The following is a 22,897-nucleotide window of genomic DNA, read 5'->3' as shown; positions in this document are numbered from 1 at the left end:
AATTAAAGAGTATTTTTGCTGAAATTATTTCAATGGAGTTATTAGGATATTTTTCAGCAGTCGTTATTGGTCTCGTGATGGGATTGATCGGCGGTGGCGGAAGTATTCTCAGTGTCCCGGTTTTTGTTTATGTTTTTGGCTTTGATCCGGTAACCGCAACAACGCTTTCGCTTTTCGTGGTCGGTGTTACCAGTTTGGTAGGCTCTGCCGGTTTTGTAAAAGAAAAAATGATTGATTTTCAAACCGCCTTAATTTTCGGTATTCCTTCCGTTTTGGGCGTGTTGTTTTCGAGAAGACTGGTTTTGCCCCATTTGCCTGAATACATTATCAGCCGTTGGGGGATTACCATGACCAGAGATATGTTTCTGCTTTTTTTATTCGCAATACTGATGTTGATCGCTTCTGCCAAAATGATCAGGAAAACCGAAAGACCTTCGGGAAGAAAACAAACCGAAAATAATTACACCATTCTAATATCGCAGGGGCTTTTAGTCGGCATCATCACGGGTTTAATCGGTGCGGGCGGCGGATTTCTGATCGTGCCGGCCTTGGTCATGTTAATCGGTCTGCCGATGAAAAGAGCAGTAGCAACTTCGCTTTTTATTATCGCACTGAATTCGATTCTTGGTTTTCTCAGCACCATGAAGATGGTTGCACACGACTGGACTTTCCTCATTGTTTTTTCCTCGTTATCCGTAGCCGGAATTTTCATAGGAATCGTATTGGCGAAAAAAATGGACGGGCGGAAATTGAAACCCCTTTTTGGTTGGGTCGTCCTGTTTATGGGATTATTTATCATTATTAAAGAAATATTTATTAAACAACAAATAGCAATATGAAGAAGTTATTGATTTTTACCTTAGGATTGTTTTTAGTGACCGCGTGTGACAAAGAACAGGCAAAAACCCTGAACACTACTGAGGTTTCTGCAAAAGATCCGAAAGAAGTGAGTTTGGTGCAGGAAACCACAAAGTTGAAAAATGACAAAGGGGAAGAGATGAACGTCACTTATTTTGCGCAGGGAGATGATATTGCCGTGAAGTTGGAGCAGGACGGTAAAAAAGAAGAAATACTGATTGCGAAAAAAATCAACACCAAAGGTGAACCTGTTTTCGCCAATGAAAAAATGATGTGGGAAGGTGCTCTCGGAGCCGGAGGAAAACTGACGGACGACCAGGGTAACGCAACTCAATATAGTGAAATCGAGGAAATTAACTAAACCTTATTCCTTAATTAATTAAGACGAAAATACCTTTACATCTTATTTAAAAAAAAATAAGTGTAAAGTCGAAAAAATTGAATATGATGAAAATAGAGCAGATTTATACAGGATGTCTCGCCCAGGGAGCCTACTATATTGTCTCAGAGAATGAGGCCGTAATTATCGATCCGTTACGGGAAACAAAACCTTATACCGACCGTTTAGAAAAAGATAAGGTACAGTTGAAATATATTTTTGAAACCCATTTCCATGCAGATTTTGTTTCAGGACATGTTGATTTATCCAGGAAAACGGGTGCGCCAATTGTTTACGGACCGACAGCAAATCCAGATTTTGATGCCATCATTGCCGAAGACGGACAGATTTTTGAGATCGGAAAAATTAAGATTAAAGTTTTGCATACTCCGGGTCATACCATGGAAAGTTCTACCTATCTTTTGATTGATGAACACGGAAAAGAAACTGCGATTTTCAGTGGAGATACGCTTTTTTTAGGTGATGTCGGGAGACCTGATCTGGCGCAAAAAGCAGCAAGCATGACTCAGGAAGAATTGGCCGGGATTCTATATGACAGTTTGCAAAATAAGATCATGCCTTTGTCTGATGATATCACAGTTTATCCTGCGCATGGCGCCGGTTCTGCCTGTGGCAAAAATATGCAGAAAGAAACAGTAGATACTTTGGGGAATCAAAAGAAAACAAATTATGCACTGAACCAGCCAAACAAGGAATCCTTCGTCAGAGAAGTTCTGGATGGTTTATCTGCGCCGCCAAAATATTTCGGAATGAATGTCGCTCTAAACAAAAGCGGTTACGAAGATTTCGATGTGATTCTTAAAAAAGGATCGCATCCAGTTTCTGCCCAGGATTTTGAAGCGGTTGCAGAAGATAGCGGAGCTTTGATTCTAGACACCAGAAATGCTGCCGATTTTCATAAAGGATTTGTGCCTAATTCAATCAATATAGGTTTACAGGGAGATTTTGCACCCTGGGTTGGAGCCATGATTTATGATGTGAAACAACCGCTTTTATTGGTGACTGATTCGGGACTCGAAAAAGAAGCAATTACCCGTTTGTCAAGAGTTGGTTTTGATAATGTGATTGGTTATTTGGAAGGTGGTTTTCAATCATGGAGAAATTCCGGAAAGGAAACTGACAATGTTAACAGGATTTCTGCCCAGACTTTTTCAGAGCAGTTCAAAGAAGATTCAAAAGTTATCGATGTGAGGAACGAAACCGAATATGCCGCAGAACATGTGAATGAAGCGTATAGCAGACCTTTGGTTGATATCAATGAATGGGCATCAACTTTGGATAAAGAGGCACATTTCTTTTTGCATTGTGCCGGTGGTTACAGAAGTATGATCGCTGCAAGTATTTTAAATTCCAGAGGGATTAGAAATTTTACAGAAATTGAAGGTGGTTTCAATAAAATTAAAGAAACGGATGTTCCCAAAAGTAATTTCGTTTGTCAATCAAAAACTTTAAAGTGATGAGTTTAAAAAAGATTTTTATTGTAGCGGTGATTTCAATGATTTCATGGTCCTGTAAAACAGCAACGCCAGTTTCAGAAGTCTCCCGTGCAGAAGTCAAAGAAATGATTACCAGTCCGGAAACCACTTTGGTGGATGTTAGAATTCCGGAACAGTTTTCTGAGAAGACTTCTCCAGGAGCTATTAATATTCCTTTAGCCAAAATTGAAGATCATCTCGATTTTTTCAGAAAACAAAAACAAACCGTCGTTTTCTGCAATAGTGGAAAGCAAGCCGCTCAGGCAGTTGAAATTTTGAAAAAGAACGGAATTCAAAATGTTTATGATGCCAAAACGCTTCAAAATGTAACCGCAGTTAAAAAAGAAAAGAAGTGAAAAACAGCGTAGTTCTTGCAGAAGAAAATCTATTTTCATTCACTCAATAATATGATGGACGATTTCCCTTGCGATAAAGTTCCTGACCCAAATGTTCCCGATAAAAATTTTTGGGAAAGTAAATGGGCGAAAAGGGAAACCGGTTGGGGTATTGGTTTTTCCTCACCGGCAATTGTAGAATATTTGTTGCAATATCCAGATAGAAAGGCGGCTATTTTGATTCCCGGTTGTGGGAATGCTTACGAAGTTGAATCGCTTTATAATCTTGGCTTTAAAAACATTACCGTTGTTGATATTTCGCCAACAGCAGTTGATATTTTAAAAGAGAAATACAAAGATAGGGAAGGTGTGAAGGTAATTTGTGAAGATTTCTTTGACCATACAGGAATTTACGATCTCATTATTGAACAGACTTTTTTCTGTGCAGTTTCTCCTTTGTTAAGAACTCGGTATGCAGAAAAAATGCATTCATTATTAAACGAAAACGGTCGGATAATCGGAGTGTTGTTTAATAAAGTTTTTGATAAAAACGGACCGCCTTTTGGTGGAAGCGTTGAGGAATATCAGACTCTTTTCAGCCAATATTTTAATATTCAAAAAATGGAAGAATGCTATAACAGCATCGAACCCAGAAAAGGAAGCGAAGTTTTCATCAACCTAAAAAAGAAGAAAATAATATGATATCTATTTTAAAACAATATAAAATTGCATTGACCGGAATTCTGGTCGGCGGAATTCTGGGTTATGCATATTATCACTTTATTGGCTGCACGACAGGAACCTGTGCAATAACATCCAAACCGTTTAATTCGACCGTTTACGGAATGGTGATGGGCTATTTAATGTTTTCGGTATTTCAGAAATCTAAAACAAAAAAAGAACATGTTTAATTTTATTAAAAATATTTTTGGTGTAAAAAATATTGATTTTAAACAGCTTTTTATCGCCGGTGCACAAATAATTGATGTGCGGACTCCTGCTGAATTCAGCAACGGTCATATTAAACAGTCGGCGAATATTCCCTTGCAGCAGCTGCAAAGTGAAATGAAAAAACTCGACTTGAAAAAACCAATCATCACCTGTTGTGCAAGCGGAATGAGAAGCGCTTCTGCCAAAGCAATTCTTCAGCAAAATGGTTTCGAAGCATATAACGGAGGCGGTTGGAGCTCCCTTCAGAATAAATTGAACAAATGAAAAGTTTATTTGAAAGCTGGACTTTGAGCCGGTTCTTATATTTAGCCGGTGGAATATTTTTTGTACTCATCGCAGCAAATGACCGGGTTTGGTTGATGATTCCTTTCGGGCTGTATTTCATGGCGATGGCAATTTTTAAATTGGGTTGTGTAGCCGGAGCTTGTGAAGTGCCAAGAAAAGAGGAAAATAATATTTAAACTAAAGTTTTAGTTGAGCAATTTCAGTAACTATTTTATTTAAAAGTGATGTCACAAAAATTTAAAGAACTTATAGATTCAGAACGTCCAGTATTGATTGATTTTTTTGCCACCTGGTGCGGTCCCTGCAAAGTACAGTCTTCGGTCCTGACGACTGTTAAAGAAAACATAGGTGATCTGGCCAGAATCGTAAAGATAGATATTGATCAGTTCCCGGCAATTGCCGCAGAATATGGCGTTCGTGGTGTTCCCACTTTGGCGGTTTTCAAAAAAGGCGAAATGCTTTATAAGCAAAGCGGCGTACACGATGTTAATACACTGACAGATCTGTTGAAAGGATTTGCTTCGTAATTTTAACAGAAATCGCACGAATCTTTTTCACAAATTTCATTAAACATTTGTATTATTGATGAAAATAATTTGTGCAGTTTGTGTCGTAAAGCAGTCAATTCTGGGGGAATCTTTATTTTCGTAAATTCTTAAACAGGGCCTTAATGTTGAAAATGTGATAAGAATTACTTTAATTCAAATTCATCACGATCCGATAGAAAATGAAATTTCGTTCTGAATTTGTCCAGCTTTTCTGCTTCAAAAATAGTGGATATGATATTGTTTTTTGTTGATGAGGTTTCACTTCCGTCAGCAAAATAGCAATAAGAGCTTTCCGGATATTCTAAATCATTGCCATCAGTTCCGATTCTGTTCAAGCCAAAAACATACGCTTGGTTTTCAATTGCTCTTGCTTTTAATAAAGTCTGCCAGGCGTCAATTCTGCTTTTCGGCCAATTGGCAACATATAAGATGGCGTCATAATCATTATTGTTTCTGGAAAAAACAGGAAACCGCAAATCGTAGCAAACCTGCAGCAAAATTCTCCATCCTTTATATTGAACGATCACCCGTTCCTGTCCGGAACTGTATTTTTTATCTTCACCGGAGTAAGAAAAGAGATGCCTTTTATCATAGAAAAAATATTCGCCATCGGGTTTCACAAAATAAAACCGGTTGAGATACTGGTCGCCTCCAAAAACAGAAGCGCTCCCGCAGACTGCTGTGTTTTTTTGTTTTGCGAAATTTTTCATCCATTGCAGTGTTTCTTCATTTCGGTCTGCTATTTCCTCCGGCTTCATATAAAAACCAGTGGAAAACATTTCGGGTAGAATAAGCAGATCCGCCGAGGTTTGTTTGAAGGCCAATTCAATTTGCTTAAAATTTTCACTTTTGTTTTTCCAGGCGATATTTAAATTTAACCCACTAATTATTAAATCATTCATGATTATTATTTTATAAAATGAACTTCAATATACATATTTTTTCTTAAAAAAGTTAATAAAATCATAAAGTGGTCTCATTTTTGAATGGTGAAATACATTATTATAAATTAACATTAAAATTTTAACATTATGAAAAAGTTATTAGTAGTTTGCTCATTTTTCTTTTTAGGACAAATGGCATTTGCACAAGCATGGCAAGGTAAAGGAGACCAAAAAATTCAGGTAGGTCTTAACGGTTGGGGTTACGGAACAGGTATTACAGCAACATATGATTACGGTTTATCCAAATTGATATCAATCGGCGCAGGTGCTAATTTCTTTTTTGATCATAGTAACGACAAATACAAAGATGATGACTTCGGAGTATTCGGTAGATTGAATTTTCACCTACAGGAGCCTTTGGGATTGCCTTCACAATGGGACATTTATCCAGGTGTTGATTTAGGACTTTTGGGTAAAAGCGGTACCTACTTCGGAGCGCATTTAGGAGTAAGATATTTCTTCAACAATAATGTCGGTATTTTCCTTGAAGCAGGGAATAACGGAAGCATCGGGGTTTCTTTCAACTTGTAAGAAATTCAGGCACATAAGACAAAAGGTTCTCATTTTGAGAGCCTTTTTTGTTTGGCATACTTTGATAATTTGTATCTTCGCAAATCTTTAAAATAATTTAAAAATATTCAATGACATTAATACAGTTATTTCAATTTATATTGAGCATCTCAATTCTTGTAATCCTCCATGAACTGGGACATTTTATTCCTGCTAAACTGTTCAAAACAAGAGTTGAAAAATTCTATCTTTTCTTTGATCCATGGTTTTCTTTATTTAAATTAAAATTCCGGGGTACAGAGTACGGAATTGGCTGGCTGCCGTTTGGGGGTTATGTAAAGATTGCAGGAATGGTTGACGAAAGTATGGATACCGAGCAATTGAAGCAACCTGCTCAGCCATGGGAATTTCGCAGTAAGCCTGCGTGGCAGCGGTTAATCATCATGATGGGAGGAGTTACGGTTAATTTCTTTTTAGCATGGTTGATCTATTCTTCATTAAGTTATTTTAAAGGGGAAACCTATCACGATAATGCCAAGTTTGAAAACGGAATTTCAGTGTCAGCAGCAGGTCAAAAAATGGGCTTGAAAAACGGAGACCGAATTCTGAAAATCGATGAAAAACCGGCGGAAAGAATGGAAACTTCAACTATTAACATGCTTTTCGCTAATCATGTCACCGTTTTAAGAGAAGGTAAAGAAGTTACTTTTCCTGTAAACGAAGATGGTGTCGCAGATGTACTGGCAGAGAATGAAGCTAAGATGTATTTCGGGCCACGTTATCCTGTGGTTATCGACAGTCTTTTCCCGAAAGGCAATGCGGAGGCGGCCGGATTGTTGAAAGGCGACAGAATCGTTGGCATTAATGGCAAGCCTGTTAATTTTTTCGATGAACTGGCACCTGAGCTGTCTAAGTTAAAAAATCAAGAGGTTGTTTTAGATGTTGAAAGAAATAATCAGCTTGAAAAAGTGAATGTAAAAGTAAGCGGCGAAGGCAAACTTGGATTCGCAAATGACCTGTCGATCGCTCAGAAAGAATTCGAGAAAACACAGGTGAACAAAAAGTATTCTCTTGGCGAAGCAATTCCGAGAGGATTAACCAGAACAGTTGATGTTTTGACGATGCAGATCAAGCAGTTTAAAATTGTTTTCAACACCAAAACGCAAGGGTATAAAAAAGTTTCCGGACCTATTGGAATCATCAAACAGATGCCTGAGACGATTAATTGGGAGTTTTTCTGGAGCTTTACAGCGATGTTTTCAGTTTGGTTGGCTTTTCTCAATTTGATTCCGATTCCGGGATTAGACGGTGGACACGTGGTTTTCACACTTTGGGAAATGATCACCGGAAAACCGGTTCCGCAGAAAGTTTTAGAAAATGCACAAATGATAGGCGTTATTTTCCTAATGGGACTCATGGTTCTGATCTTCGGAAACGATATTTTAAAATGGATTACCGGAAAATTTTAAAATATTTTTAAAATTATTTTGGTAGTATAAAAAAAGTTTCTATATTTGCACACGCTTAAAGCAAAGAGCTACACTCCTCTTTAGCTCAGTTGGTTAGAGCATCTGACTGTTAATCAGAGGGTCCTTGGTTCGAGCCCAAGAAGAGGAGCAAAACCATCACAGAAATGTGGTGGTTTTTTTGTGTTTAATTTTAAAGATGAAGGGTTTTTAAGGATTCTAAGTTGTTTAAAGTCAAGTGCTTGTTTAAAAACAAACGAAAAATTTCTTTTCTGATTCTGCTTTAAGACGCAATTCCGGTTTCGCTGATTGGAAAGATCAGGGTTATAAGAAATCCATTTTACGGGATGTAGTGTTATCTGTATATCCGTTTTTAATGATAGTGAATATTTTAATCTTGTCTTGAACCCGGCAAATATTTCAGTTGCCAAAAGGCTTTTTTTTCATTTTTTAAGGCGTCAATACATTGCACTTAGGCAAAGTACATTTCTTCAAGCTGCGATACTACTGGAAGTTGGTAATGCTGTGGAATTAAGATATCGTTTTAAATACAGAAGTTATTATATTTTTGTATTGTTTGTGACTTTGTCATGTGTTTGGCTTTATAAGTGTTTGATTTGCTGTGTAATTGAAAATAATTTACTAATTTAGTCTGGATATATAAGCGGATTTATTCTTTAATGTGAATGATATGGATTAGTGTTGAGGGAACTTCAACAGGGTTCGGATGATAGAGAATTGTCTGCTTATTGTAAGGTTTATATGAGGAGTCAGGTCAGCATACAGTCAGCATACAGTCAGCATACACTGCGGGTTGCTATGGAGATGACCAGAGGAAGCGATCACTATAACAATGTTAAAAATAAATTACAATGGCAAAGCAGATCGGGGGCATTTTACTTAAAGGCACGATAGGAGAGGTGAACTTTTATGTGCAGGACGGAGAACCACTGGCGCGTATGTCGGGTGGCGGTTTTAACGGTGAGGCGATCAGAAACGGTAAAAATATGGCGAGGGTACGTGAAACCTGCAGCGAGTTTACGGCCTGCTCTAAGGTGAATAAGGAATTCAAAAAATCCATAGCGCCTTTTCTTGCCGGTCATAAAGACGGCAAATTACACCAGAGGCTTATGAAGTTGTTTTTAACAATCAGAGATTGTGATCACAGTTCAGAAAGAGGAAAGCGGTCGGTTTTTCATGGGATTTCTTCAACATCGGGGAAACAGCTTTTAGAGCATTTTATTTTCACTCCTCAGCGGCCTGCTATTTTACCGTGTCCCTATATATTTGACTGGGAAAGCCGGAGTTTAAAAGTGCATGACTTTAGAGCGGATGAAACCGGATTTCCTGAGGAAGCAGACGCTATGGAAGTACGTGTCGGTTTGATCCGTTTTGATTTTGAGGCGCTTGCTTACCAACAGGTATTTGCGGCCCCAATGATTATCGCCCCTGATTTCAAAGAAGATTCTTTTGAGATTCTTTTCGATACAATACCGGAAGGCAACGGGATTTTGTTTTCGGTAGCTAGGGTTTCATTTTATCAGATGGTTCATGGGAAAGGATGTTTATTGGCTGGAGGAGATGTTTTTGGGCTGGAGGTGTTGTCGGTGTGGGATACAGTTGAAGCCAGAAATCCGGCGTGATTGGATGGTCGAAAGTTTTCGAAAAGCAACCGAAACTCACGGCACAAATAAAAATTGTCAGTTTTTGAAATATTGAAAACACGCGGAAGAAATTTATACCTTATCTTTCCTATGGGATCAACTGAATTATGGGCCTCTTAATCCCATTAGAAAGGGTTTGGTTGGAAAAGCACAACATTATAATTTTTCAGCAAGCAACTATGTTTCGGGAAAAGGATTGTAGAATATAAAATTGGCAGATTCTTCGATTATAAACATCACTGAAACTAATGAGTTTTGGAAATATAATAATGGTGAGGAGTGAGATCGAAGAGGCTCAAAGTCGGAGACTTTGCGCAGCGGGTAACGGGATTTTGTTTTCGGTAGCTAGGGTTTCATTTTATCCGACGGTTCATGGGAAAAGATGTTTATTGACCGGGGGAGATGCTTTTGGGATGGAGGTGTTGTCGGTGTGGGATACAGTTTGAACCAGAAATCCGGCGTGATTGGATGGTTGAAAGCTTTTAAAAAGCAGGAAAGTAACGAAGTGATTCGGCGTAGCCAATGGCTGCTCTGGATGTTTGGACAAGCAGGAAAAAGAAATTCAAATGTCAAAAAACATCAATTTTGGCAACAGCAGATCAAACCAGTTGAGATTGGTCTTTAAAAGTTGTGCGATAGCCACACTAAAGGATTCGTGCGACAGCGGTGGGGCAATATCGCAGAAGTTGATTGGGCAACTGCTAATGACGGTATTTTACGGAGATACGGTTACGTATATGATGACTTGAACCGTCTTAGGGCAGGCTATTATCAGAATTCTCAAAATCCATCTGCCAAAACAGCATCAGTATGACTATGAGATAGAGAATGCATTCGATGGAAAATATTCTGACAGACAAACAGCAAGAGATCCAAATGAACAAAGAGCTGTTCAAACAGAAAAGCGAGCAAGAGAAATAGAAGGGATACCGAAACGGACAACTTATGATTGAGACAAAGTAAATCCTAATCCATCAAACTACATTTTACCAGGTCAAAAAATTAGGGAAGAAAGAAAAAAACTGGTTTACCTGAAAGCAACAGAATACAATAAAAATGAAATCGACTGTGAAATTTAATATTAAACCAGCTTTCTTATCGATAGTATTTATTTTAATTTCTTATTCCAAATCAGAAATTCATATAAATGATAAGTTAATTAGAGAAATATCAATCATTGATAATGGGAACAACGATAGTGTTATATCTTATATCCCAGAAAAGGCGACAAACTTATTATATTTGAAATTAGATAATAACAAAATGATATCTATTAATGCTTTGGAGTTACAGGATATTTATAGCAGTTATTATAAAAATAATTACAAAACATTTTATAATTTTTTAAATAAAGCCTTAAAACAAGAAGTTAGTTTAAAAACAAACCAAGTGCAAAAATATGAAGTGATAATGTTTAGTTTGGATAATAATATAATACAAACTTCTGCCAACCAAATAGAAAAAAAATATTTGAAAAAAATAAATAATGAAACTTTTTATTTTTATCCAAAAGATATCGATTTAAACCAAAATCAAACAATCTTGTACAAAATGTTTATAAATAATTATTTAATTTCATTTGATGATTATGGAGGTAAATATATAATTACGAAGTATAAATAAAGTAACAAAGCCCCCGCTGCTGCGAGCGTCACGCTCGTACCCATAAAACTAAAAGAACAAAAAAAAGCCACCACTGATCACATTGATGGCTTTAATAAGAATTGTTCCGGTTTATCTCTTCTTGATGGCTTTCGCAATGTTCACAATTACCTTCACCGCTTTTTCCATTGATTCCAGGCAAACATATTCGTAAGGTCCGTGAAAGTTTAATCCGCCCGCAAAAATGTTCGGACACGGCAATCCCATATAAGAAAGCTGTGCGCCGTCTGTGCCGCCGCGGATGGCCTTTATTTTCGGTTCGATGTTGGCGTCTTTCATGGCCTGTTCTGCAATGTCTACAATATGCATTTTTCCCTCAAACTGCTGTTTCATATTGAGATACTGTTCTTTGATTTCAATTTCGGCAGTTCCGGCTCCAAATTTTTTGTTGAATTCTGCGACCACATCCGTCATGAATTTTTTTCTTGCTTCAAACTTCTCATGATCATGATCGCGAATGATATACTGAATTTTTGCCTCTGAAACTTCAGATTTTAAATCGGTTAAATGATAAAAACCTTCAAATCCTTTTGTGGTAGAAGGCGTTTCGTTTTCAGGAAGCATTTTAATGAATTCTGCTGCCAGTAAAGAAGCATTTACCATTTTCCCGAAGGCATAACCGGGATGCACACTCAAACCGTGGATTTTCACCACGGCTCCGGCGGCATTGAAATTTTCATATTCCAGTTCTCCAACTTCGCTGCCGTCCATGGTGTACGCCCATTCTGCGCCGAATTTTTTCACATCAAATTTATGTGCACCTCTTCCGATTTCTTCATCGGGGGTAAATCCGATGGCGATTCGGCCGTGTTTAATTTCCGGGTGTGCCAATAAATATTCTGCCGCGGTAACGATTTCTGCAATACCTGCTTTATCGTCAGCGCCCAGTAAAGTTGTCCCGTCGGTCGTAATCAATGTTTTGCCAACGTAATCTTTTAATCTTTCAAATTTTGAAGGAGAAAGGGTAAATCCGGTTTCATTATTCAAAACCAGGTCGCCACCGTCGTAATCATCCCAAATTTGTGGTTTTACATTTTCTCCGTTAAAGTCAGGAGAGGTGTCGTAATGCGATATAAATCCGACTACCGGCTCATCGTCGTTTTCCAGATTTGAAGGCACGTAAGCGTAAATATAGCCGTGCTCATCCATGGAAACATCACTCAGACCCAAGGTTTTCAGTTCTTCAAAAATATATTTGGCAATATCCCACTGTTGCGGCGTTGAAGGCGTTGCTTCACTTTCGGGATCGCTGGTTGAATATATTTTTACATAATTAATAAAACGGTTTTGTAATTTCAGTTTCCAGTCGAGGTTAAAATCTATGGTTATCATAATTGCATATTTTAAACAAAGTTAAAATTTTAGGCGAAGGTTAAGGCAAATATGTTGTAATTATTTTTATTGTTTCTGTAATTGAATTTTATTTAAATTACTGATAGTCAACTTTTTAAAAGTATTTAAATTTTAATCAGACCTTTTTTAAAGTTTTGGTATATTTGAGAACATCAAAAAATAGAAATGTTTCTAACTGAATGTCCACGAGATGCAATGCAGGGTTGGGGTGAATTTATCCCGACGCAAAAGAAGATTGATTACATTAATTCGTTAATGGAAGTAGGGTTTGATGTGCTGGATTGCGGCAGTTTTGTTTCCCCGAAAGCAATTCCGCAGATGGCCGATTCCGGAACCGTGGTCGATGAGATTGATAAAGGGGTTTCGAATACCAAACTTTCCGTAATTGTTGCCAACTATCGCGGGGCTGAGAAAGCGCTTGCACATCCATCTGTAGATATCTTAGGGTTTCCTTTTTCTATTTCCGAAACTTTTCAATACCGAAATACCAATAAGAATCAGGAAGAAGCCTTTAAAGATATTAAGAAAATCACGGAACTTTTAGAATCAGATGGCCGGGTGTTGAACGTTTATTTTTCGATGGCCTTCGGGAATCCTTACGGTGAAATCTGGAAAGCGGCTGATGTTGATTATTGGGCGCAAAGATTTAATGATATTGGTATTAAAAATATTTTACTTTCCGATACGACCGGAACAGGTACATTAGAACAAATCGAACTGCTTTTTAAAACCATTCCGGCAAAATATCCTGAAATTGATTTTGGAGCGCATTTTCATAACCGCTATGAAGATTCTTACAAAAAATTAAAAGCGGCGTACGATAATGGTTGCCGCAGATTCGATTCTGCAATTAAAGGAATCGGCGGCTGTCCGATGGCTAAAGATGATCTGGTCGGAAATATGCCCACTGAGCAGGTGATTAATTTTATGGCCTTAGAAAAAATCGAGCATTCATTAAATTTACTCCATTTCGAAAGTGCTTATAATAAAGCAAAAGATATTTTTCATTTTTAATTTTTATCACCATTAAAACCTGCAATTTATGGCAACTTCAAAAGTAACTTACCTTACTGATTTGCGGTGCGAATCCGAGCATCTGCAGTCAGGATCGAAAATTTTCACCGATGCTCCTACCGACAATCACGGCAAAGGAGAAGCTTTTTCACCTACGGATCTTTGTGCAACTTCTCTAGTGCAGTGCATGCTGACGACGATTGCGATTTTGGGAAAAGACAAGGGAATTATTATTGACGGTTCTTATGGAGAAATCCAAAAAAATATGAATCCAAAACCGAGAAAAATTGCGGAAATTGTTTGTGACCTGCATTTTAAAGGAAACTTTTCGGATAGTGAAAAGGAGTTCATCAAAGAAACTGCGATGAACTGTCCGGTTGCATTGTCACTGAGTTCTGAGGTAAAAAAAACAGTCAGTTTTAATTACTCAGCATAGTCTGTTTCTGGATTTTGTCATTTCGAAAAAGACAGAATATATAAAAAAGTATTTGTTTTTAATATCTGATTAATAGCAGGTTATAAATTATAGTTTGTGATAAAACTTTTGTTATCTTTATATCAAAATAACACAGATTATGACTTCAACAATTACCTATTTGGGCGACTTTAAAATAGTTTCGCAACATGAGAAATCGGGTGCTACCATTGAAACCTGCGCTCCATTAAGAGAAGGCGGTACTTCAGAATTATTTTCCCCTTCTGATATTTTCGGAATATCTTACGGCCAGTCGATGTTAATGGCGGTGGCGGTTTTGGGCGAGCCCAGAGGAATCTTCATCACCGGAGCCACCTGTGAGTTGAAAAAATCAACCCATCCCGAACCGAAGAGAATAGGGACGATTTTCTGTATCGTGAGAATTCCTGGAAAGTTTACGGATAAAGAAAAGAAATTTATAGAAGAAACAGCACTGAACTGTCCTGTAGCACTATCCATACATCCCAATGTTCAGAAAACAGTGATGTTTGAGTTTGAAGGATAAATCCTTAAATAACGAATGCCGGAAATTTCCGGCATTTATTTTAAATCATTCCCAATTCGAACCGGGCTTCTTCGCTCATCATGTCTTTGTTCCAGGAAGGTTCAAAGGTGAGTTCCAAATCGACTTCTGTCACATCTTCCACTTCGGTGACGCGCTCTCTGACCTCTGCAGGTAAGCTTTCTGCCACCGGGCAATTGGGTGTTGTCAAAGTCATAATTACTTTTACTTTACCTTCATCAGAAATTTGTACATCATAAATTAATCCTAATTCATAAATGTCGACAGGGATTTCTGGATCGTAAACTGTTTTTAGGGCTGTAATAATATTTTCACCGATTTCGGCAATTTTGTCGTCTGTATATTTCATTTATTTTGGGAACATTTAATTTTCACTTTTTTCTAAAAGGTCTTCCTGGCGCATGCGCCGAAAAACATTTGCCAAAGTTAAGACATCTTTCTCACAATATGTAACGATTCTAAATAAGTCTTTCTCTATATGGTAAATTGATGCCACCATTGAACCGTCGATATCGTCTTTCGGTGTTGGGATTCCGAAGAGATGCGCCAGTAATTCCAGTGAGATAAATGATTTATAGTCGCCGAATTTCCAAAGTTCCATGGTGTCGAGATGAGGGATTTCCCACGGTTTTTTCCCGAACATCTGAAGGGGAACCGGCGGCTGCATTCCATTGATCAAAAACCTTCTGGCAATCCATGGAAAGTCAAACTCTTTTCCGTTGTGCGCACAAAGAATGACGTCGCGCAGTTTTGGTCTGTTAAAAATTTCGCCGAATTCTTCCAGTAATTTTTTTTCATCATCACCGTAAAAGCTCTTTACCATCAGCTTGCCGGATTTTTCTACGATCCCCACAGAAATACAGATTATTTTACCGAATTCTGCCATAATTCCGCCCCTTTCGCGGTAATATTCTTCTGCGGTAAATTCTTCTTTCCGCTGGAATTTTGTTTTTTTATCCCAATGATATTGGTCGGTTTCATCTAAATCTTCCCAGTTTCCAAATTGCGGAACGGTCTCAATATCCAGAAATAATACTTTTTCTAACGGGATGTTTTGAATCATAATTTTAGTTTTTAAGCTTTCAGCCAATTTGCAAACCGTTTTTCACGGGTAATGTGGAGGTGAGAACCGTCACTTCTTTATTGTCGCCATAAACTCCCAGGACCAAACATTCGCTGAAAAAGTTGGCAATTTGCTTTTTAGGAAAATTGACCACGGCGATAATTTGCTTTCCGAGGAGGTCTTCTTTTGTATATAATTCTGTGATCTGAGCTGAAGATTTTTTAATTCCTAAATTGCCAAAATCGATTTCCAATTGATAGGCAGGATTTTTTGCACCTGGAAAATCCGAAACGGAAACGATTGTTCCAGTTCTTAAATCAATCTTTTCAAAGTCGGTCCAGCTGATTTCAGGTTTAATCATTCAAAAATTATTTCTATTTTACAGATACGATATAGTCGTACACCATTTGATGTTGTGTGTCATTCAGCTTTGCTTTCGGAGCCATCGAATTCATAATTCCTACCCAGTTCTGGGCAGAATGATCTTTTGGGTTGGGCAAGTCATGGCATTTTCCGCAAGAATTATCGAAAATAACTTTGCCTTGTGAGAGATATTCCGCGGTCATCACTTTTGTTCCTTTAACTGCGGATTTTGGACTACAGGAGGCCATTAATCCTGCCGCACCAAATACAGCGATTAATAAGTTGTGAGCGGTCTGGTTTCTGCTTCGTTTTTGGTTTTTCATTTTATTAATTTAATATTAATTCATTTCAAAAATAAGTAAATTTCTTCTTAGATTTGTTTCAGTCGTAGAAAATTAAGGCAATGGCAATAAATGATAACTTTTATCTGAAATCGGATATGCGTTATTACAACGCATGTTTTCTTATTGGTATTCACATTTAATTAAAATAGTTCCCGGCTGCTTCTTTTGGGCATTACAGAATTTATTTCGTAAAAGTATTGTATTTTTGACTCAATGAAAACTCCTTCTAACCAAGACCTGATAAAAGGAATACAGTCCGGCGACAAACGATTGCTCGGAAAAGCAATCACGTTGGTGGAAAGTAAAAAAGAGGAACACCGCGCGCAAGCAGAGGAACTTTTAAAAGAAATATTGCCTTTTACTGGAAAATCAGTCAGAATCGGAATTACAGGAGTTCCCGGTGCGGGAAAATCGACCTTCATTGAAAGTTTTGGGAAGTTGGCCATTCAACACGGGAAAAAAGTAGCGGTCTTAGCGATTGATCCGAGTTCGTCATTAAACAAAGGATCTATTTTGGGTGATAAAACCAGAATGGAAGAGTTGGCCAGAGAAAGGAATGCCTTCATCCGGCCGAGTCCCACTTCGGGATTTTTGGGTGGAGTAGCCAATGCGACTTTTGAAAGCATGTTGATTTGTGAAGCTGCAGGTTATGATTTTATTTTAATTGAAACTGTAGGCGTTGGACAAAGTGAAGTTTTGGTTTCTGATATTACCGATGTTTTTTTATTTTTAAAAATTATTGGCGGTGGCGATGAACTCCAGGGAATCAAACGTGGAATTATGGAAATGGTCGATCTTATTTTCATTAATAAAGTTGAGGAAGATAACCGTCTTAAAGCTAAAAATACAAAAGTAGAATTAATGCGCGCGCTCCATTTCTTGCCGTCAAAAGAAAAAAACTGGAAAGTTCCGGTTCTGCTCGGTTCTGCTTTGAATAATACTGGTTTGGAAGAAGTTTATGAAAAGATTCAGGAGTTTATTGATTTGAAAATTTCAAATCATTCTTTTGAGGAGACCCGAAAAAAACAAGCGGAGAAACGCTTTGACTACTGGGTGCAGGAATATATTCTGCAAAAAACAAAATCGGATAAACCGACAGAAAACTTTTACGAAGAGCATAAAAAAAATGCTTCTGAATTGAAATCAAATCCAAGTACAGAAGCGAAAATTTTTGTCGAGAAATTAATAGGCCGGTAAATTAATTTTTTGTGGTCGAATTCGCAGTAATATATCCATCATAGGAAATCGGTTGTCTGTCATTGGAGTCTACAGATACATAAGTTTTCCCATTCTTGAATACTTCCATATTAAATGTAATAATGTTTTGTTGATCCTTGGCGATGATGTTAAAAACAGAACTTCCTTTTTTACCTTCTTTTTTAGTAATTGTAAAATCCTTTGACGTAAACCTGTAGGAGTTTTTACTGGGATCTATGTTTGGAGTGTACATTCGTCCGAAGTAAGGCAGGGTCACATCTATTTTATCTTTTCTGATTTCAATGGTGTAACCGGAATCTAAATTGAGCATTCGGGAGGAACCATTGGGAAGCGAATTTAAAACATTAATAACGTCTGCGTTATTAGGGTTGGCATGCTCAGCTACAAAAGTAAATTCATTGGATTGTAAAAGAGCGCTTGTGTTTGCCGATGGGATATTATTCTGGGAACTGCATGATAATACTAAAGTAATCGTCAAAAGAGCAATCAGTATTTTGGGTAGATTTTTCATGTGATTTTTTTATAAATGTACAAAAATTATGCAATATTAACTACTAACTCATGATTTGGAATAAAAATTGTTTAATCCTTTAAAATCAATTTAGACTACTATGAAAAACATTAACAAAATACTAGGAATAGGTGTTGTATCTGCCATGATGATTGCGTGTACCACCAACCCAATCACGGGGCGTAAATCTTTGCAATTGGCCAATAATCAGGAGATTTCTGCGATGGCTCTGCAGCAATACAAGCAGGCGCTGTCTCAGGCAAAAGTTATTTCAGGAACGACTCAGGCAAAGAGCGTACAGAATGTAGGCTTAAGGATTAAGAACGCCGCAAACAATTATTATCGGGGAATTGGCAGAGAAGCAGATCTTGCGAATTACCAATGGGAATTTAATTTACTCGACGATAAACAAGTTAACGCCTGGTGTATGCCTGGTGGTAAAGTAGCAGTATATACGGGTATTTTACCTATTACTAAAACTGATACTGGTTTAGCGGTGGTCTTAGGTCATGAAATTTCTCACGCACTTGCTGGCCACGGAAATGAAAGAATTTCACAAGCCATGATCGCAGAATATGGCGGCGCCATTTTAGGAAGTACTATTTCCAATGGGCAGCTAGCGTCAATTTTCCAACAGGCTTATCCACTCGGTGCTCAGGTTGCTTTATTGAAATACGGAAGAAGCCAGGAGCTAGAAGCTGATGAAATGGGACTTTATTTAATGAGTATGGCTGGCTATGATCCGAGAGAAGCGCAACCTTTCTGGCAAAGAATGGAGGCGGCTTCTACAGGAAACAGACCTCCGGAGTTTTTGTCAACTCACCCTAATCCAGATACCAGAAGAGCAGATTTAGAAAAACACATGTCAAAAGCCCTGCAATATTATGCAGCTGCTGGCGGCAAAATCTAACACTTAATTAAATTTATAGTAAACCTTTCCGAAAATTTCTTAAATTTGGAAAGGTTTTTTAATTTATACCGACATGAAAAATTTAACATTTATAGGATTTCTTTTACTGGGTTTAGCTTTTTTGCTGTATTATATTACGCCGCAGTTTTCTGCGGTTAAGCTTTTTGAGCCCACTAATTTAATGGGTATTCTTGCAGGAATTGGAATTGGTTTAATAATCGGAGGAATTGTCGGTTATATCAGCAAGGGAACCGCATTAAAACAGGAAGAAAAGCGGAGAGAATTAAAACAGCTACGGAAAGAAAAAGAAGATCTTGAAAAGCAGGCGGCTGAATTGGCAAGGCAACAGACGGTAACCTATACAACAACAGAAGAAAACCAAAATCCTCCGAATTACTAATTCAGAGGATTCTTTTTTTTCTTAAAGTTTGGTTTTTCTTAAAACTCATACCCTAAACCTACCATAAACAAACTTGGTCGGCTGTCATAACGAATCGTTTCATTGGTATTGTTATTAATGAAATTTCTTTGATCGCTGCTGAAAGCACCTTCATATCTCGCATTCACAATCAGTTTTTGAAGTTGAACCTGTGCTCCAAACTGATATCCTACTGTGAAATCTTTGGTGGCATTTTCTTTAAAGTCTTTGAACTGATTATCTGTAGAAAGATTATAAGATGCAACCGGACCAATAAATACTCCTAAGTTGTCTCCTAAAAGCTTATATCCCAAAAGGACAGGTACATCCACACGATTGCTTTTTGCTTCTATAGTGGTGTTTTCTGTGGGAACATCAAATTCTGATTTAAAAGTAGTGTAATAAATTTCCGGCATTAAAAATAGTGACGCTGGTAAATTAACTTTCGCGGAAAGACCAACATTAAAGCCGGCACTGTTTTTTCCTGAATCGTTGTAGGCCTGTACAGCGCTGCCTTTTATGCTTTCCCAGGAAGGACTGTCGGTTTTGAAAAGTAAGTTGGCTTTTGCTGCAAATTTAATCTGTGCAGAACCCAGAACACTTGCACCAATTAGAACGAAACTGAATAATTTATTCATTAGAATGGGGTTTTGTTATTATATTATCTATTGAGGTTTTTTTGGTCTCTAAGAAATACTCGCGTAATTCCTTAAATAACTCTGATGAATAAACGAAATCGATAAGGTTTTTATTGCCTGCATTGATCAGGATGTCTTTGTTACCTTCCCATTCCTTTATCCCAAGACGGAGATATACAATTTTCTCGCCAATCGTCATCACCGAGTTCATGTCGTGGGAATTAATGATGGTTGTAGTGTTATATTCTTTAGTGATTTCCAAAAGTAGATCATCAATAATATTTGAAGTATAGGGATCCAAACCAGAGTTTGGTTCATCGCAAAAAAGATATTTCGGGTTGTTGACAATTGCTCTTGCGATGGCAACTCTTTTTTGCATTCCTCCAGAAATCTCCGATGGATATTTACGATTGGCTTTTTCCAGATGGACACGGCCAATCACGTCGAAAACTCTTCTTTTCTTTTCTCTGAAAGTCAGATTGGTAAACATATCCAAAGGGAAAGTAATATTCTCTTCCACTGTCATCGAATCGAAAAGTGCGCTTCCCTGAAAGACGGTTCCTATTTCAGAACGAAGCTGCTGTTTTTCGTCCCGTGACATATTATTGATGTTTCTGCCGTCAAATAATATTTCACCGGAAGTTGGTTGGTAAACATTAAGCAAACTCTTTAGAAATACTGTTTTTCCAGAGCCACTCTGACCGATGATGAGGTTTACTTTGCCTGTTTCAAAGGTTGTCGTAATTCCTTTTAATACTTCTACCTGATCAAAACGTTTCTTTAAATCTTTTACTTCTATCATCAGCTGAGGAACATTTGAGTTAATATTAAGTTCATAATAATAATGGCGACAATGGTCCAAACTACAGCCTGTGTACTTGCGCGGCCAACTTCCAGCGAGCCGCCTTTTACATTATAACCAAAATAAGCAGGAATTGTTGCAATTAAAAAAGCAAATACGGCTGTTTTGAAAAAGGCATACCATATAAAATGTTGTGGCATATACATTTGGATTCCGGTGATATAATCTGCTTTACTCCAGCTTCCTGTAGCAGTTCCCGCCAGATATCCGCCCCAAATTCCAAAAACAATACTGATTGCAATGAGTAAAGGATTAAAAATGACACTGGCTAAAACTTTAGGTAAAATCAGAAAGTTAGGAGAATTAACTCCCATAATATCTAAAGCATCAATTTGCTCGGTAACACGCATTGTTCCGATACTTGATGCAATGTAGGACCCTACTTTACCGGCAAGAATAACAGATATAATAGTTGGTGCAAATTCTAATATCAGAACAACTTTGGTTGCATAACCAATAAAAGAGTTGGGGATCGGAAATGACGATGCATTGAAGTTATTGAACATTTGAATAGCTACAACTGCTCCCACGAAAGTGGAAGTAAAGAGTACTAAGCCGAACGAATTAACTCCCAGATCATAAATCTCACGCATGAATAATTTACCAAATATCGAAGCCTTTTGTGGCTTTTTTAATGTTTTCGATAAGAGAAAGAAATATGCGCCAACTTGGCTCAACAGATTTTTTAACATGTTGCAAAATTAGTGTTTTTTATTTTTTAATAGGGTTTTAATTGGCATTCTTATCTCCGCCGACGACTAAAAAAATCGTTTTCAAAATAATAACCAAGTCTAAACTTAACGTCCAGTTTTTTACGTAAAACGCATCTGCTAGAATTCTTTTTTGCATTTTAAGATCCATATTTCCCGTGTCGCCGCGCAACCCGTTTACCTGAGCCATGCCTGTTACTCCAGGTCTCACCAAACTTCTTATGGAGTAACGGCCAATTTTTAATTTGTAAAAATCATCGATCAAAAGCATGTGCGGTCTCGGCCCTACGACTGACATTTCACCTTTTAAAACATTCAGAAATTGCGGCATTTCATCTAAACTGGTCTTTCGGAGAAATTTGCCGATTCTTGTGATCCGGCGATCATTTTCTTCCGTTGTTTTAGTCGTGCATTCACTGTTGATATGCATGGTACGGAACTTTATACAATTAAAAACTTCATCATGAAAGCCATATCTTTTTTGGACAAAAAAGACGGGGCCTTTACCATCCAGTTTAATTAATATCGCGATAATCGGAAACAGCCATGAGCCTATAAATACCAATATTAAAACTGAAAACAGGAGATCGAATGTCCGCTTCAAAACAACATTCGTTAAATAATCCAAAGGAAATTTAGACCGTACCAATATAGGCTGGGTTTCCGTATATTCCAAATCATATTGAAAGAAGTTGTTTTCTATGATGCTGGGAATTAGCGAGATCCGTACTTTGTGGCTTTCTGCTAAACCATGAACTTCTGCTTCCTGTTTTTTATTGTACTTTTTGAATTCAGTAGAAATATACATGGTGTGTATTCCATTTTCTTTCCAGAATGCTGCGAGTTTTTCAAAATTAAACCGGTCATCTGCCGGATAATCATAAATTTTGAATCCATAATCTTTTCGTTCTGTTAAAATATTTTTTAATATTTCTGACGATGAATCACTTGACAGAAACATTATATTCCGATAGTTAAGACCTAAAGTTCTAATGTATTTTAAAGCAAAAAACAGGGTGGATTTGATGATGAGCAGAATAAGAAACAGACATAACCCCAGTAAAAACCGGTCTTGCTTCAGAAATTCATTATTGCTAACTTTTGCCAATAAAATAACGCCGAAAATGAAAATAAAGATATGGGTAACAAATCTTTCCAAATAAAGAGTGTAGGTAATATTTCTGGCAACGGAGTATAATTTTGTTCTGCTGCTGAGTAAAATCCAGTAAAAAATCAGCAGGATAATCGATAATATATTTTGCTCCGAAGTTTCTTCTGAAAAAAGGTGATCATTATTCCGCAGAAAAAAATAGACAAAAACTGCCGCTATCACCAAGACGTCAAGAAGAATAAAGCCGGTTCTGAAGTATCTGGAGTATCGGATTCTTTGCATATAG

The 22,897-nt window shown here is 37.5% G+C and carries 32 protein-coding genes and 1 tRNA gene; 22 read left to right on the top strand and 11 right to left on the bottom strand.

Annotated elements, in window-relative coordinates:
* The first annotated feature begins 32 nt into the window (after positions 1-32).
* From QF004_RS06085 to QF004_RS06045, 9 genes are all read left to right on the top strand, one after another.
* Complete coding sequence (locus tag QF004_RS06085; RefSeq protein ID WP_133441066.1) at positions 33-839, top strand: sulfite exporter TauE/SafE family protein; 807 nt, start codon at positions 33-35, stop codon at positions 837-839.
* Positions 836-1,219, top strand: a complete 384-nt coding sequence (locus tag QF004_RS06080; protein ID WP_307423964.1) for a hypothetical protein — start codon at positions 836-838, stop codon at positions 1,217-1,219. Before QF004_RS06085 ends, QF004_RS06080 begins: the two co-directional genes overlap by 4 nt.
* Before the next feature lie 86 nt (positions 1,220-1,305).
* Positions 1,306-2,715, top strand: coding sequence for a rhodanese-like domain-containing protein (locus QF004_RS06075; RefSeq protein WP_307424175.1), 1,410 nt, complete (start codon positions 1,306-1,308; stop codon positions 2,713-2,715).
* On the top strand, positions 2,715-3,089 hold the full coding sequence (locus QF004_RS06070) for a rhodanese-like domain-containing protein (protein WP_133439369.1): 375 nt from the start codon (positions 2,715-2,717) through the stop codon (positions 3,087-3,089). The genes QF004_RS06075 and QF004_RS06070 overlap by 1 nt, the downstream gene beginning before the upstream one ends.
* Positions 3,090-3,104: 15 nt before the next feature.
* Positions 3,105-3,770 carry a methyltransferase domain-containing protein gene (locus QF004_RS06065; RefSeq protein ID WP_307423960.1) on the top strand — a complete coding sequence of 222 codons (666 nt, stop codon included), beginning with the start codon at positions 3,105-3,107 and terminating at the stop codon, positions 3,768-3,770.
* Positions 3,767-3,979 carry a DUF6132 family protein gene (locus tag QF004_RS06060; RefSeq protein ID WP_133439371.1) on the top strand — a complete coding sequence of 71 codons (213 nt, stop codon included), beginning with the start codon at positions 3,767-3,769 and terminating at the stop codon, positions 3,977-3,979. Before QF004_RS06065 ends, QF004_RS06060 begins: the two co-directional genes overlap by 4 nt.
* Entirely contained in the window at positions 3,972-4,283 is a 312-nt protein-coding gene (locus tag QF004_RS06055; RefSeq protein ID WP_307423957.1) for a rhodanese-like domain-containing protein, read from the top strand. The genes QF004_RS06060 and QF004_RS06055 overlap by 8 nt, the downstream gene beginning before the upstream one ends.
* The gene (locus tag QF004_RS06050; RefSeq protein ID WP_307423954.1) at positions 4,280-4,480 is read left to right on the top strand and encodes a hypothetical protein; all 201 of its coding nucleotides are present in this window, start codon (positions 4,280-4,282) and stop codon (positions 4,478-4,480) included. The genes QF004_RS06055 and QF004_RS06050 overlap by 4 nt, the downstream gene beginning before the upstream one ends.
* 48 nt (positions 4,481-4,528) lie before the next feature.
* Positions 4,529-4,831 carry a co-chaperone YbbN gene (locus tag QF004_RS06045; protein ID WP_133439374.1) on the top strand — a complete coding sequence of 101 codons (303 nt, stop codon included), beginning with the start codon at positions 4,529-4,531 and terminating at the stop codon, positions 4,829-4,831.
* 164 nt (positions 4,832-4,995) lie between these two features.
* Here the strand turns inward: QF004_RS06045 and QF004_RS06040 are convergent, their stop codons facing one another.
* On the bottom strand, positions 4,996-5,754 hold the full coding sequence (locus tag QF004_RS06040; protein WP_307423951.1) for an amidohydrolase: 759 nt from the start codon (positions 5,752-5,754) through the stop codon (positions 4,996-4,998).
* 129 nt (positions 5,755-5,883) lie between these two features.
* On the opposite strand from QF004_RS06040, the gene QF004_RS06035 reads away from it, so the two are divergent.
* From QF004_RS06035 to QF004_RS06005, 7 genes are all read left to right on the top strand, one after another.
* Positions 5,884-6,327: a DUF6646 family protein gene (locus QF004_RS06035; RefSeq protein WP_133439376.1), complete on the top strand. Its 444-nt coding sequence runs from the start codon at positions 5,884-5,886 to the stop codon at positions 6,325-6,327.
* A 110-nt stretch (positions 6,328-6,437) separates the two neighbouring features.
* Complete coding sequence (rseP, locus tag QF004_RS06030) at positions 6,438-7,775, top strand: RIP metalloprotease RseP (RefSeq protein WP_307423948.1); 1,338 nt, start codon at positions 6,438-6,440, stop codon at positions 7,773-7,775.
* 74 nt (positions 7,776-7,849) lie between these two features.
* A tRNA-Asn gene (locus tag QF004_RS06025) sits at positions 7,850-7,923 on the top strand.
* Between the two features lie 721 nt (positions 7,924-8,644).
* Positions 8,645-9,415, top strand: coding sequence for a hypothetical protein (locus QF004_RS06020; RefSeq protein ID WP_307423945.1), 771 nt, complete (start codon positions 8,645-8,647; stop codon positions 9,413-9,415).
* A gap of 403 nt (positions 9,416-9,818) precedes the next feature.
* The gene (locus QF004_RS06015) at positions 9,819-10,061 is read left to right on the top strand and encodes a hypothetical protein (protein WP_307423942.1); all 243 of its coding nucleotides are present in this window, start codon (positions 9,819-9,821) and stop codon (positions 10,059-10,061) included.
* Between the two features lie 3 nt (positions 10,062-10,064).
* Entirely contained in the window at positions 10,065-10,250 is a 186-nt protein-coding gene (locus tag QF004_RS06010; RefSeq protein WP_307423940.1) for a hypothetical protein, read from the top strand.
* 242 nt (positions 10,251-10,492) lie between these two features.
* Entirely contained in the window at positions 10,493-11,059 is a 567-nt protein-coding gene (locus QF004_RS06005) for a hypothetical protein (protein ID WP_307423937.1), read from the top strand.
* Positions 11,060-11,170: 111 nt separating this feature from the next.
* On the opposite strand, the gene pepT is transcribed toward QF004_RS06005, so the two are convergent.
* Positions 11,171-12,430 (bottom strand): peptidase T, encoded by a 1,260-nt coding sequence (pepT, locus tag QF004_RS06000; RefSeq protein WP_133439109.1) that lies wholly within the window; start codon positions 12,428-12,430, stop codon positions 11,171-11,173.
* Between the two features lie 186 nt (positions 12,431-12,616).
* On the opposite strand from pepT, the gene QF004_RS05995 reads away from it, so the two are divergent.
* From QF004_RS05995 to QF004_RS05985, 3 genes are all read left to right on the top strand, one after another.
* Positions 12,617-13,465 (top strand): hydroxymethylglutaryl-CoA lyase, encoded by an 849-nt coding sequence (locus tag QF004_RS05995; protein WP_307423934.1) that lies wholly within the window; start codon positions 12,617-12,619, stop codon positions 13,463-13,465.
* Between the two features lie 28 nt (positions 13,466-13,493).
* A complete protein-coding gene (locus QF004_RS05990) occupies positions 13,494-13,901 on the top strand; it encodes an OsmC family protein (RefSeq protein ID WP_133439107.1) in 408 nt (135 codons plus the stop codon).
* A 139-nt stretch (positions 13,902-14,040) separates the two neighbouring features.
* On the top strand, positions 14,041-14,445 hold the full coding sequence (locus QF004_RS05985) for an OsmC family protein (RefSeq protein WP_133439106.1): 405 nt from the start codon (positions 14,041-14,043) through the stop codon (positions 14,443-14,445).
* Between the two features lie 40 nt (positions 14,446-14,485).
* On the opposite strand, the gene QF004_RS05980 is transcribed toward QF004_RS05985, so the two are convergent.
* Genes QF004_RS05980 through QF004_RS05965 form a run of 4 tightly spaced genes read right to left on the bottom strand, consistent with a single transcriptional unit; the run spans position 14,486 to position 16,212 of the window.
* Entirely contained in the window at positions 14,486-14,812 is a 327-nt protein-coding gene (locus QF004_RS05980; RefSeq protein WP_133439105.1) for an SUF system Fe-S cluster assembly protein, read from the bottom strand.
* A 15-nt stretch (positions 14,813-14,827) separates the two neighbouring features.
* Positions 14,828-15,526 (bottom strand): 3'-5' exonuclease, encoded by a 699-nt coding sequence (locus tag QF004_RS05975; protein ID WP_307423929.1) that lies wholly within the window; start codon positions 15,524-15,526, stop codon positions 14,828-14,830.
* Positions 15,527-15,545: 19 nt separating this feature from the next.
* Positions 15,546-15,887, bottom strand: coding sequence for a tRNA-binding protein (locus QF004_RS05970; RefSeq protein ID WP_307423927.1), 342 nt, complete (start codon positions 15,885-15,887; stop codon positions 15,546-15,548).
* 13 nt (positions 15,888-15,900) lie between these two features.
* Complete coding sequence (locus QF004_RS05965; protein ID WP_307423924.1) at positions 15,901-16,212, bottom strand: cytochrome C; 312 nt, start codon at positions 16,210-16,212, stop codon at positions 15,901-15,903.
* A 234-nt stretch (positions 16,213-16,446) separates the two neighbouring features.
* Between QF004_RS05965 and meaB the strand changes: the two genes are divergently transcribed.
* Positions 16,447-17,430, top strand: a complete 984-nt coding sequence (gene meaB, locus QF004_RS05960; protein ID WP_133439101.1) for a methylmalonyl Co-A mutase-associated GTPase MeaB — start codon at positions 16,447-16,449, stop codon at positions 17,428-17,430.
* Between the two features lies 1 nt (position 17,431).
* On the opposite strand, the gene QF004_RS05955 is transcribed toward meaB, so the two are convergent.
* Positions 17,432-17,962 (bottom strand): DUF4251 domain-containing protein, encoded by a 531-nt coding sequence (locus QF004_RS05955; protein WP_307423920.1) that lies wholly within the window; start codon positions 17,960-17,962, stop codon positions 17,432-17,434.
* Between the two features lie 100 nt (positions 17,963-18,062).
* Here QF004_RS05955 and QF004_RS05950 point away from each other — a divergent pair, with 100 nt between their 5' ends.
* Positions 18,063-18,872, top strand: a complete 810-nt coding sequence (locus QF004_RS05950; protein ID WP_133439099.1) for a M48 family metallopeptidase — start codon at positions 18,063-18,065, stop codon at positions 18,870-18,872.
* A 73-nt stretch (positions 18,873-18,945) separates the two neighbouring features.
* Positions 18,946-19,272 carry a DUF1049 domain-containing protein gene (locus tag QF004_RS05945; protein WP_133439098.1) on the top strand — a complete coding sequence of 109 codons (327 nt, stop codon included), beginning with the start codon at positions 18,946-18,948 and terminating at the stop codon, positions 19,270-19,272.
* A gap of 38 nt (positions 19,273-19,310) precedes the next feature.
* Here the strand turns inward: QF004_RS05945 and QF004_RS05940 are convergent, their stop codons facing one another.
* The 4 genes from QF004_RS05940 to QF004_RS05925 are packed head-to-tail and all read right to left on the bottom strand — an operon-like array spanning position 19,311 to position 22,893.
* Positions 19,311-19,928, bottom strand: coding sequence for an outer membrane beta-barrel protein (locus QF004_RS05940; RefSeq protein WP_307423915.1), 618 nt, complete (start codon positions 19,926-19,928; stop codon positions 19,311-19,313).
* On the bottom strand, positions 19,921-20,730 hold the full coding sequence (locus QF004_RS05935) for an ABC transporter ATP-binding protein (RefSeq protein ID WP_133439096.1): 810 nt from the start codon (positions 20,728-20,730) through the stop codon (positions 19,921-19,923). Before QF004_RS05935 ends, QF004_RS05940 begins: the two co-directional genes overlap by 8 nt.
* Positions 20,730-21,482: an ABC transporter permease gene (locus QF004_RS05930; RefSeq protein WP_133439095.1), complete on the bottom strand. Its 753-nt coding sequence runs from the start codon at positions 21,480-21,482 to the stop codon at positions 20,730-20,732. Before QF004_RS05930 ends, QF004_RS05935 begins: the two co-directional genes overlap by 1 nt.
* 37 nt (positions 21,483-21,519) lie before the next feature.
* Positions 21,520-22,893, bottom strand: a complete 1,374-nt coding sequence (locus QF004_RS05925; protein ID WP_307423911.1) for an exopolysaccharide biosynthesis polyprenyl glycosylphosphotransferase — start codon at positions 22,891-22,893, stop codon at positions 21,520-21,522.
* Positions 22,894-22,897: the final 4 nt, after the last annotated feature.

The organism is Chryseobacterium sp. MDT2-18 (assembly GCF_030815285.1).
GTDB classification, from domain to species: Bacteria; Bacteroidota; Bacteroidia; order Flavobacteriales; family Weeksellaceae; genus Kaistella; species Kaistella salivictor.
The sequence above is the reverse complement of the archived record's forward strand: the minus strand, read 5'-3'. Positions and strand labels throughout refer to the sequence as shown.